Annotated in this window: 7 protein-coding genes; 3 read left to right on the forward strand and 4 right to left on the reverse strand. The window is 41.1% G+C overall.

The features are described from left to right. The first annotated feature begins 305 nt into the window (after positions 1–305). The 3 genes from pepT to GVK91_RS05560 all read left to right on the forward strand — a co-directional run bounded on the left by pepT (position 306) and on the right by GVK91_RS05560 (position 5,533). Positions 306–1,568, forward strand: coding sequence for a peptidase T (gene pepT / locus GVK91_RS05550; protein WP_159727402.1), 1,263 nt, complete (start codon positions 306–308; stop codon positions 1,566–1,568). Between the two features lie 17 nt (positions 1,569–1,585). Further along, positions 1,586–2,149 carry a nitroreductase gene (locus GVK91_RS05555; protein WP_227550060.1) on the forward strand — a complete coding sequence of 188 codons (564 nt, stop codon included), beginning with the start codon at positions 1,586–1,588 and terminating at the stop codon, positions 2,147–2,149. A 210-nt stretch (positions 2,150–2,359) separates the two neighbouring features. Next, a complete protein-coding gene (locus GVK91_RS05560; RefSeq protein WP_159727404.1) occupies positions 2,360–5,533 on the forward strand; it encodes a TonB-dependent receptor in 3,174 nt (1,057 codons plus the stop codon). Between the two features lie 77 nt (positions 5,534–5,610). Here the strand turns inward: GVK91_RS05560 and GVK91_RS05565 are convergent, their stop codons facing one another. From GVK91_RS05565 to GVK91_RS05580, 4 genes are all read right to left on the reverse strand, one after another. Then, positions 5,611–6,318 (reverse strand): hypothetical protein, encoded by a 708-nt coding sequence (locus GVK91_RS05565; protein WP_194932819.1) that lies wholly within the window; start codon positions 6,316–6,318, stop codon positions 5,611–5,613. Then, positions 6,308–6,856, reverse strand: a complete 549-nt coding sequence (locus tag GVK91_RS05570; protein ID WP_075994424.1) for an RNA polymerase sigma factor — start codon at positions 6,854–6,856, stop codon at positions 6,308–6,310. The genes GVK91_RS05565 and GVK91_RS05570 overlap by 11 nt, the downstream gene beginning before the upstream one ends. 144 nt (positions 6,857–7,000) lie before the next feature. Continuing rightward, a complete protein-coding gene (locus GVK91_RS05575) occupies positions 7,001–9,598 on the reverse strand; it encodes a TonB-dependent receptor (protein WP_159727406.1) in 2,598 nt (865 codons plus the stop codon). Between the two features lie 769 nt (positions 9,599–10,367). After that, positions 10,368–11,624: a YeiH family protein gene (locus tag GVK91_RS05580; RefSeq protein ID WP_153844321.1), complete on the reverse strand. Its 1,257-nt coding sequence runs from the start codon at positions 11,622–11,624 to the stop codon at positions 10,368–10,370. Between the last annotated feature and the right edge of the window lie 103 nt (positions 11,625–11,727).

Raw genomic sequence — 11,727 nt, forward strand, 5'->3', positions numbered from 1 at the left:
GTCTTTTTTTTAATGTGGGATCATCCAAGATTTCTGCTCACATAGCTATGGGTAAAACTTTACTGTTCAAAAACGCTACAGCACATTGTATGTAGCAATAAATTATAGATAACAATACATTCCTTTCAGCGGGAATTAGGATCTTGCCCCCTCTTATGAGTTTCAGTTATTGTCAGTTTGTTAACAAATAGAATTAAACCTATAGAGTAGGGACAAATTGTTTGTAAATGCAACCAAATTAAATTGCAAATAAAAAGCAATTTATCTAAGTTTGACCACCCTTATCACATTAAGGCTATTAGAAAATGAGCACATTTGAGATCAACAACATAAGTGATTTTTCGGTATCCGAAAGATTTCAACGCTATGTACAGATTGACACACAATCTGATGCAAATTCACCAACATGTCCTTCTACGGAAAAGCAAAAGAACCTTGGAAAGTTACTTGTAGCGGAGTTGCTAGCATTGGGTATTTCAGACGCAGCAATGGATGAAAATGGATATATCTATGCAACTATTCCATCCAATACTGCAAAGCAAGTTCCTGTTATCTGCTTCTGTTCTCATATGGATACATCTCCGGACTCTTCTGGAAAAGATGTTAAACCACTGGTTCATCCTAATTATCAGGGCCAGGATCTTGTGCTTCCTGACGACAAGACTATTATCATCAAATACGCCGAACATCCCGATCTAGCCAATCAAATTGGCAATGATATCATTACAGCGAGTGGCACCACTTTGTTGGGTGCAGATGACAAAGCAGGTGTGGCCGAAATCATGGATGCTGCCCGTTTATTAATGAAACATCCTGAAATCAAACATGGTGATATCAAAATTCTTTTCACACCAGATGAAGAGATTGGCAGAGGTGTTGATAAAGCAGATTTGAAACGTTTAGCAGCAGATTTTGCTTATACAATGGATGGCGAAAGAGCTGGAACCATTGAGGATGAAACATTTTCAGCGGATGGAGCTACATTAACTATTCATGGTGTATCCGTACATCCGGGCTTTGCTAAGGGTAAAATGCAAAGTGCCATCAAAATCGCCAGTGCGGTAATTGACGCACTACCAAAAGATCGACTTTCACCTGAAAGCACCAACAAAAAAGACGGCTTTGTACACCCTGTTCATATCAGTGGATCTGTGGAAAAAGCTGAAATTCAATTTATCGTACGCGACCACGTTACAGCCAATCTAAAGAAACATGAAGATGAGCTGGAAGGCATCGCAAAATCGATTGTGGAACAATATCCAAACTGCACCTATACTTTTGTCGTAAAAGAACAATACCGTAATATGAAAGAAGTGCTGGATCAGCATCCTGAAATTATGGAAATCGGTATGGAAGCCATCAACCGTGCAGGAATGGTGGCCGAAAGAAGAAGTATCCGCGGTGGAACAGATGGCTCCCGCCTTTCGTTTATGGGCTTACCTTGTCCAAATATTTTTGCTGGAGGGCATGCTTTCCACGGAAAACAAGAGTGGGTAGCTGTACAAGATATGGAAAAAGCCGTCAAAACAATTTTGCATGTTGTATCTTTATGGGAAGAAAAAGCATAAAGGAAAAATAAATTATAATGAAAAACGACGTATTAAAAGCAATACACTACAGAAGATCCGTATTTCAAGCTTCCTTTACTGAAGAAGAAGTCAGTAAAGAAGATATCTTGAGTATCTTGGAAGCGGCCAATGCTGCTCCAACACACAAAAGAACACAACCTTGGCGTTTTGTGATCTTCCGCAAAGAGGGATTAGAACGTTTAGGCACCGAATTATCACGTATCTACAAGTCAGTAACACCTACAGAGAAATATACTGAAGCAACTGAAATAACAATGGGCAAAAAAGCAACACAGTCAAACGTTGCCATTGCGATTGTTGTCAATTATACGGGCGAAGTTCCTGAATGGGAAGAATTGGCTTGTACGGCTGCTGCTGTTGAAAACATGTGGTTGGCTGCACACTCGCTAAATATCGGTGGATACTGGGCGACTCCAGGTTTAATCAATCACTTGGGTGGTTTCTTAAATCTCGAAGAAAATCAAAAATGTATTGGTCTATTCTACTTAGGACACCACCAATCTGAAGCGCGTGAACCTATCCGTACACCCATTGCAGATAAAATTCGTTGGGAAGAGTAAATCCTCTCATCTTTATACACAGAGCGGGCGGCTCGGATTCTTCCGAGTCGCCCGCTCTGTGTATAGGTTAATTAATTATACGCAATAGGCAGCCTAAATCCATTTTTATTAAATATTTAATAATGAGCCCTTAACCATTTAACAATCTTGCAGGGATAATTTCGCAACATACTTGTGACAGACACTAATCAACTAAAAAGTGAAATTATTATGCAAAGACAGATCATTTGGTTAATCTCATTAACCATCATTACATTTTTTCAAATTCCAACTAACAGCTGGGCTCAGGGTACTGAAGCAACCATTACAGGCCGTATCATGGACAATAATGGCCCTGTAAAAGGAACGTCCGTATCAGTAAAAAATGAATCTACCGGGTTTAAACAAACAACACTGACGAACCAAAACGGTATCTATACCTTTCCACAATTACCTTTAGGCTCGCCATACAGCATATCGGTAAACCATGTTGGCTATGCAGAACAAAAAAAGACCGACTATAAATTAAGCTATGGTGACGAGCTCAATGTGGATTTCACCTTATCATCAGCTGAAAATAAATTGGATGAAGTGATCGTTCAAGGAACTGCAGCTGATCTAAAAAACAATATCAAGACATTGGGTGCATCTACAGCTATTACGGCTAATGATCTCAAAAAAATGCCTGTAAATGGACGTAATTTCTCCTCGCTAATTGATTTATCACCTGTTAGCAGTGGAACAAATCTAGCTGGACAACGAGCATCTTCGACTAATTTTACGGTAGACGGCATGAATTCACGCAGTACAGTAGCTGGCGGGAACAGCGGTGGTGCCTATTCAATCTCCATGGAAGCGATTCGCGAATTCAAGGTAGTGACCAACGACTACGATGTTACGTTCGGCCGCAGCGGTGGCGGAAGTATTACCACAGTAACCAAATCAGGTACAAATACTTTAACAGGAAGTGCGTTCACTTTTGCACGCGCAGGCTGGCTTTCGAGCAAGTATAACCTTAATGGAACGGCACGTAAACAAAAATTCTCCACCTATCAATATGGATTCTCACTTGGCGGGCCAATCATCAAGGACAAAGCCCATTTCTTTGTAACCTGGGACCGACAGATGGATACCCGCCCACTTCAGATCGCTGATATTCAAACAACGGAAGATATTGCACGTTACAAAGTAACGCAGACTACTTTAGATGAATTTACCCGCATTGCTGTGGGCAAATATGGCGCTAGCGCCGATCGTCTGTTTGGCTCTTTCGACAAAAAGAAAAAGACCGATGCTGCCTTTGCCCGCATTGACTGGCAATTGAACGATAAAAACCTATTGACAATTCGTAACAACTTTGTCTACGATATGGACAATCAACAGGAAGGAGACAATACAGGGATCAATGCTTTTGAATCCTATACCAACAGAAGGTACATAAACAATAGCCTAATGGCCTCCTTGCGTACGTCTATCAACTCCAAACTGACCAACGACTTGAAAGTACAACATTTCTATGAACGTTCAGAAGCACAACATAATGTTGCTGGATTTGATCAATCACACAGTATTCCGCGTGCGATCGTCGAATCCGTTCAATCTGTAGACGGTACAAATAAATATACCAATTCAATACAGCTTGGTGGTCAGCGTTATGCGCCAGAATGGTTTAATGGAAATATGTTACAATTGGTCAACAACCTATATTATAATACAGATAAAATCAAATATACCTTCGGTGCAGATGTCATGTATACCAACATGGACTTCCGCTACGGCAGCGAAATGAATGGCCGTTTTTATTTTACCGGTTTACAAAATTTCGACAACCTGACTCCTTATCGCTATGCCCGTGATGTATATATGACCGACAAAGAAAACACCTTGGTCAACAATCTGGCTGTAGGTCTTTATGGACAGATGGAAGCTAAAATCGCAAGAGGTCTTGATGTTGTCGGCGGCCTACGTTTGGACAACACGAAATACCTAAAGAAGGCAACATTCAACCAAACGGTCTATGACGAACTGGGTCTCTCGACCGATAATGGGATCAACACTTTTCAGATACAGCCCCGTGTGCAGTTCAACTGGGATATCAATGAAGAAAAGAAAAATATCATCCGTTTTGGCGCTGGTATATTCGGTTCGGCCCTCAACCCCTATTCTATGTTAAACAATATGTTGTTTGATGGTTCACGCATTGCCGGTGTAGATATTACTGACCCGACCTTAATTCCCAAACCAAATTTTGCGGGATATCGCAAGGATCCCGATACAGCTCCGGGACGTGAATTGTTGGACAACCCAAAGATCGAAAAACTTGTCACCATCAATACCAATAGCAAGGATGTGAAAGTGCCGACGGTATATAAAGCCAATATTTCCATCAATCACTTTTTCACACCTTCGTTACGTATCGGGTTAAGTGCTTACGGAACTTGGGGACGCAACAATTATATGTATGTAGATCGCAATATGGTGGAGGCCCCTTACTTTAGGTTGACTGCCGAAGGTAACCGTGGGGTGTATGTTCCAGCATCGAGCATCAACACGACAAATGGTGCCGCCAACTGGACCAATAGCCGTAAAACCAAACAAATAGGCCGCGTACTGGAAATGAACAGCGAAGGGAAAAACAATTCTTACACCGTTGTACTGGACGGAACTTATCGTTATTATAAAGACGGTCAGATCACGATGTCTTACACCTGGAACGATACCAAAGACAATACCTCCTATAACGGTAATGTTGCCAACTCTGCCACCCTTTCCCTGATGGTCAAAGATGATCCACGCGACTTGAGTACGATGACATATTCGGACAATCAGTTCCGCCATAAAGTCGTCTTTTATGGTACCATGCCATCGTTATGGGGTGTATCTATGGGTTTACGTTTCAGCGGAATTGCAGGAACACGCTATTCTTTAGCGGTCAATGGGAATGTCAACGGCGATTTTGTAAATTCCAACGATCTTGCCTTCGTATACGATCCAAATAACAAAAACACACCCGATTACATCAAAACCGGCATTCAAGCTATTTTAGATGATCCAAATGCAGAGCAGAGCATCAAAAAATACATCAATGGAAACCTCGACCGCATAGCTGAACGTAACGGTGGCATCAACGGTTTTTACGGCGTATTTGACTTGCACTTGGCCAAAAATCTAAAAGTTTACAAGAAACATGGCATTGAAGCTTCGATAGACATTTTCAATGTAGCCAACCTTTTGAAAAAAACTTGGGGTGTAGGACACAATCTGGGTAAACAGAATCTATATGCCATCAAAAGCTTCGATGCAGCGAATCAACAATATGTTTACAATATGAGTTCAGGCGTTGGCGTATCTAACTTAAATGGTAATCCTTATCAAGTACAATTGGGTCTGAGATATGCATTTTAAGTAATTCAGACCATATAAAAAAGCAGCGAGCCATTTCTTTCATAGGAAATGGCTCGCTGCTTTTTATCAGATCACTTTTATTTTTTTTCAATTCCAAAACAATGCGGAGGTTTAATGACAGCTGCTTGTGCTGGATTATTTCCCGCTTTGACGGGGAAAACAATCTTTAAACGTCCTTTTGTTCCCTGCCATTTTGGTCCATTCTGTAGAAGGTGAACCGTTTCATTAAAGAGTGACTGATCGGGTTGCCCTTCGGCACTAATATTAGTGGGCACTCCATTTTTGTCGACCGTAAAATTGACAATAATTTCGCCTCCTCCTGCAGGCGCTACCGACCTCTGATTGAGGTACTGTTCAAAAATTTTCCATCCTTCACGGGGTGTTGCATCCCCCCCGTCCAACAAAGGTTGAACAGATACCCTATTTTCAGGTTCACTTAATTCTACATCTGTTGTACGCTCAGCTTTACCGCTAAAATGTTTAAAATATAGCAGGGCCAATAAAGTCACAAACAGTACACCTGCGGTAGCACCTATGGCCAAACGCTGCCATGTGAAATACTGGGCGTGTCTTGTTGCAACAGTATCTTCCACCCTACGATTGAGGCGCTGTTGTAAGAGGCTCAATTGCCGGGCATCCACACCATTTTGCAATCGGTAACCATCGATGGCATCTTGTAAAAAGGGATCTTCCAACGCTTCACGTTCCAACTGAAACATCTCCTCCTTACTCATCAAACCTTGGATGTAATTATGGATCCTTGATAATTGATAATTATTTTCCATTTTCTTTCCTTTCCATACAGATTTTCAGATTGCGCTTTCCATTTTGGATAGCACTTTTGACCTTATTCAAATCATATCCAGTCAAATCTGCAATATCTTTATAACATTTTTGCTCGAGATAAAACAAACGTACACATTCCTCTTGTTCGCGGTTTAAAGTTTGCATACAGCCTTCCAGTTTCTCGAAATCCTTTTCTTCCCATTTAGCTTCACTGGTATCATTTAGCTTTTGTTCGCTTTCAAACAAATTGTTTTCAATATCAACCTGCGTGGTCCGCTTATCCTTACGTAATTGCATAAGGCAATAATTTTTACTGTAAACGTGTAACCAGCTCTTAAAATTATCGACTTCATATTGACGAAGCTTCGGTATCAGTTCTTCAAATATCTGCATCACAGCATCCTGACTACGATCGGGATCCTGTAAGTATTTAAAGCACACACCATAAAGCAAAGACATATAGGGCGAATATAGTTTCCCCAGTGTAGACAAGTCACCGCTTGTTTTATAGTGTTGTAAAAGCTCTTTTTCGTTCATGCGCAAATCATTCACCTTAATGATGATTTAATATACAAATTTCCATATATAAAAAAAGGAGCTATTGAAAATTACCGAAAAAAGAAAAACCGTCCCCATGATGAAATGGAGACGGTCGATAAGAATATAATATGAATTACGGATTTAATTTCCTTGTTTCCAATTGTATCGCAGTGTAACGCCGTAAGTCCTTGGATCTGCAACTACACCTGCGTATTGCCCATAACTTCCAGGTGCCGCCAGCAACTGTTCGTAGTAATCTTTATTTGTTAGATTTCTACTCCACACAAACACCGAAATACCATTCGATCCCCTGAATCCTAGCCTGGCGTTCAATACCGAATAGGCATCAATATTTAGGTATTGTGAGGGGGAAGAACTGGATGAAAATTTAGAGCGGTGAAATAGGTCTGCGCCCAAAAAGTAAGATCCATTAATCCCGATCAGCTTACCGCTTTTATTCGCTTCACCACCCAGCGACCAAGACCATTTGGAAACACCAGGAAGGACGCCGCCAGAGATATCTTTAAAAGCCTGAGCTCCGCCAACCTCTTCTAAAGGGACAGGTGCATTGGTAAATTTGACATACTTGGCATCTGTATAGGCTAGCGCTCCATTCAATCGGAGAAAATGTCCGATGTTGATATTTCCATCCAATTCAACACCTTTTACACGCACCTTTTCCGCATTGGCCAGATAACCACGGTTCACCCCAGGTTCAGGAGTCTGCACTTGGGTCTGATAGTCTTTGATATCCGTTTGGTAGACGGTCAGATTGAGGAGTGAATTGCGCGTTGGATTTGTCTTAACACCAATTTCCTTATGACGTACAGCCTCAGGTTTTACTTCGGCGAGATCCAGCAACACTGCTCCATTGGCAGTCGGCAATCCACCAACGTTGATACCGACAGGTTTATAGCTGATGGAATACGTTGCATAAGCATTTATCTTCGGATTGAAACGATATCTTGCCGATAGCTGACCTGAGAAATTATCGGCATCCGCATTGATATCAAAAGTCTGATTGGTATATACACCGTTCTTTAAGGCTAGCAGTGCCGGGTCTGACGTCTGCAAACCACCATAGGTCTGCCTATCGTAGTTAGCCACCTTTTTATCGTAGTTGTAGCGCAGCCCTGGGAGGATGTGTAATTTTGGTGTCACAGCCCAATCAATCTGTGTATAGGCTGCCAAGCTTGTACTCTTAATTCCGTAAACGGTCTTGATTCCAAAATTGTCAAATAATCCCGGTGTTTGCCACAAAGCACTGGTAGAGCTTTTTTGAAACCGCCAGAATGAAGATCCGGTTTCTTCAGTATGTACGGGATCGGTGCCTAGATCCTGCCACAGACCAAATAGTCCGACAACTCCGCTGACCTTTTCACTGATTTTTCCGGAGTATCTGAATTCCTGTGACCACTGATTATGGACGGAATTACCTGCTGAAACGGTGTATACCGGAAGTCCTAAGTAATCGCGGTCATTGAGCGGAACCCATGTCCATGTCCGCCACGCAGAAGTTGAGGTCAGTGTCCCTTCTCCAATCTTGATATCGGCATTCAATGCGACACCACCCAATTTATTATCAGCTTTGGACTGTGTATCCAAATCTATCTTACGCTCGAAGGCACTTTTATAGGGCAACTCGTAGCCAAGATCTTTAATAATTGCATCAAATTGTCTGTAGTCCGCACGCTGTGTTTTTACAACTCCGGCAACCGCCCAACCGTAACCATCAGGCTTTTGTGATGACACGTCCCCAGAAAGCACCAGTTTGATATTTTCGGTCGGGGTAAACAGCAATTGCCCTCTAAAGCCCAGGTTGTTGATATCATTGATCTTCCTATTGGTATGTACATTAAACAGGTTTCCATCCCGTTGTGTGCCAGAGAAAGAAGCTCTCGCAGCCAGGTTTTTGGCCAATGGCCCTGAGATTGAAGTCTTCGCCTGAATAAAACCTTGGTTTCCGTAACTGACTTCCACATTGGCCTCTGGTGTGAATTGTGGTAAACGTGAGGTTATATTGAATGCACCTGCTGTTGTGTTCTTTCCAAAGAGTGTACCTTGGGGTCCACGCAGTACCTCTATCTGGTCGATATCAATAAAGTCTAGCCAAGTCGCGGCAGGACGGGCAATATATACACCATCAAGATAAAATCCTACACCAGGATCGATACCATCATTGGTGAGGCCATAAGTTGAGCCCAGTCCCCGGATATTAAGCGTCGTATTACGTGCATTCGATGCATATAACTGAACTGTAGGTACAAGCTCTTTTAGTCGATTGACATTAAATGCCCCTGCATCCTCCAATGCAGCGCCACGAATAATCGATATGGGAATCGGAACATCCTGTAACTGTTCCTTACGACGGCGTGCAGTGACCACTACTTGATCCAATGCTTCCAATCGTGGTGTAAGTTCAATCACTGCCGGAGAATGGTCTACAACGATATGACGGGTTTGATAACCAACAATGGATACAATCAATGAAAATGGCAATTTTTGTCCAGTTACAAACTGGAAAACACCTTTACTGTCGGTTTTCACCTGGTGTGTAACGGCCTCCAACTGAACCGTTACGCCTTGCAGAGGCTCTTTTGTTACGGCGTCAATTACGGTACCTGTTAACGAGGCATTTATAATAGGTTTAGGATTTTCTACTTGCGCGTAGGTATGGTAAGAACCTGTTAAAAGCAAGCTAAAAATGACGCTAATTCGAAAAATAGCATTTTTTTTCATAAATTTATTCAGTTTAATGGTGAATCTAAAACAAGTGCCAACGCCAATCGATACTTGCTTCATTGTTAAAACTTTGTAAAAGGGAAGCCTCGGCTTCCCTTTTCTAATATAAGAGAGTGTAAGAGAGAAATTTTAACAACACATTCGTTTCTTGTCACTTTTTAGGGTAACAACAGATCCTTCTACCGAAGCAACCAATAAACTTGTTTTTGGAGAGTAATTTTGTTTCATTCTTTTTATCTTGTTATTTTCTTTTATTTCCTGCTGCATAAACGAATCAATTTATGCACTTATCAGGCGGCAATCTCAAACAACTTTAATCACATGTCTTTTTTATAAAATCAATTTCATGGCTAGTTCGATTCATAATCAAGTCAGTCCTTTTTGCTCGCCTTCCTATTTACCTGTAAATCAGATAACGATACAAATATATAAATATTTTTTAAAAGACTACTAATTTGATAGATTTAATGATATTTTTTTTAAAACCATTAAACCTTAATTTTAAGACACTTAAAGCAAATAAAAAGCGCTTCGAATTTCTTTCAGCATGAAAAAAATCACGAAGACAACCATCCTACACACCAACAATCCAGCGAAAATCAAGAAGCAAAGCAATTTTATAAAAAACGAAGATCTGTGCTACGAATCTGAAAAAAAACGGTACTCATAAACCCTTGATGGAAAAGCATAAAAAAGGCCGTCCTTTTCGGACAGCCTTTCTCACAGTCAATATAACGATCTGTTTCACATTGAAACACTTACCTTTTTAGCGAAATAGTACCAATGCAATCAATAAGGTAATAATAACATTAAAAGTCTGGGCAATCAGAAAAGCATATAGTGGCTTCTTGTTATCTTGAGCAAATAGATCCTTAAAGTTCGTTTCCAAGCCAATGGATGTAAATGCCAAGGTAAACCAGAGGCCCTGTAAGTTTTTCAAACTTCCTTTGACCGCATCAATCTTCTCAGGAGATATCACGAATGAAAAGAGCAACGATGCAAATACAAATCCCAACACAAACTTTGGGAAACGTTCCCATATAATTTTTAGCGTAGGTTTATCCCGCTTGGTTTCGTCATCTACAGATTTCGCATAAGTCCAATAAATACTGATAGCAAAAGCAGCAAGCCCCAACAATACGTTTTGGGAGAATTTCACAATGGTACTGATTTTCAACGCTTCTTCACCTACGAGGGAGCCCGACGCCACGACAGCTCCTGTTGTATCAATACTCCCGCCGAGCCAAGCACCGGTAACCTCTTGCGACAAGCCCATCCACTCCGCCATATAAGGCATGAAAATCATCATTGGAATCGCTGTAATAAGGACCAGTGAAATTACATAGGAGAGTTTTTTGCTATCGCCTTTAATTGCTCCCGAAGTTGCTATTGCTGCGGAAACACCACAAATAGATACTGCACTCGACAGCATTAGGGACATCTCCTTGTCAATCTTTAACTTTTTACAGATCCAGAAAGCAAAGTACCAAACAGACAATACGACAGCCAGTGCTTGAATAAGCCCCAAGGATCCCGCTTTCAGGATATCCCCAAAGATCACGGTAGTTCCGAGCAGAATTAGGCCTATCTTGACATACAGCTCTGTACTGAGCGCCTCTTTAAACCAATTAGGCAGTTTAAAGCAATTACTGATGATTAAACCGATAATCAAACTAAAAATTACAGCTTCGAGATTATATTCTTTAACCGTTGCATTTCCTGCCAGCACCAATGCAAATACGGTAAGGATAAATACAACAGGAAATACAACGAATAAATGTTTCACAGATTTCCCCAAAAGAAAGGCGCCCAATATCGCGGTAACGAATACAAAAATAAACTGCTCAAAAAGCTTCATTAAATTTGTCGGGTCGAAAACCGTTGCGACGAGTTCGGCGGAATTACTCCACGAAAAACTAGGTACTGGCGCAACAATTCCTGAGAGTGCGAGAAATATGGTAGCAATCCCCAAAATGACGACTACCCAGTCCTCTGTAAATGTAAATGATCTTGAAGATGTCATATAATGGTTAGGGTTTAAAAGGTTAAATGTAGCATAATTACAGTTACTTTTTAGGATTGTAACACAAAAATGGCCGAAGATTTCTCTCCGGCCATTAACCAAA

Source organism: Sphingobacterium sp. 18053 (genome assembly GCF_902706145.1).
Lineage (GTDB): Bacteria > Bacteroidota > Bacteroidia > Sphingobacteriales > Sphingobacteriaceae > Sphingobacterium > Sphingobacterium paramultivorum.

Bases quoted from the DNA above. Each gene is read 5' to 3' on its own strand.
- pepT (WP_159727402.1), top strand. From the start codon at position 306: ATGAGCACATTTGAGATCAACAACATAAGTGATTTTTCGGTATCCGAA.
- GVK91_RS05555 (WP_227550060.1), top strand. From the start codon at position 1,586: ATGAAAAACGACGTATTAAAAGCAATACACTACAGAAGATCCGTATTT.
- GVK91_RS05560 (WP_159727404.1), top strand. From the start codon at position 2,360: ATGCAAAGACAGATCATTTGGTTAATCTCATTAACCATCATTACATTT.
- GVK91_RS05565 (WP_194932819.1), bottom strand. From the start codon at position 6,318: ATGGAAAATAATTATCAATTATCAAGGATCCATAATTACATCCAAGGT.
- GVK91_RS05570 (WP_075994424.1), bottom strand. From the start codon at position 6,856: ATGAACGAAAAAGAGCTTTTACAACACTATAAAACAAGCGGTGACTTG.
- GVK91_RS05575 (WP_159727406.1), bottom strand. From the start codon at position 9,598: ATGAAAAAAAATGCTATTTTTCGAATTAGCGTCATTTTTAGCTTGCTT.
- GVK91_RS05580 (WP_153844321.1), bottom strand. From the start codon at position 11,624: ATGACATCTTCAAGATCATTTACATTTACAGAGGACTGGGTAGTCGTC.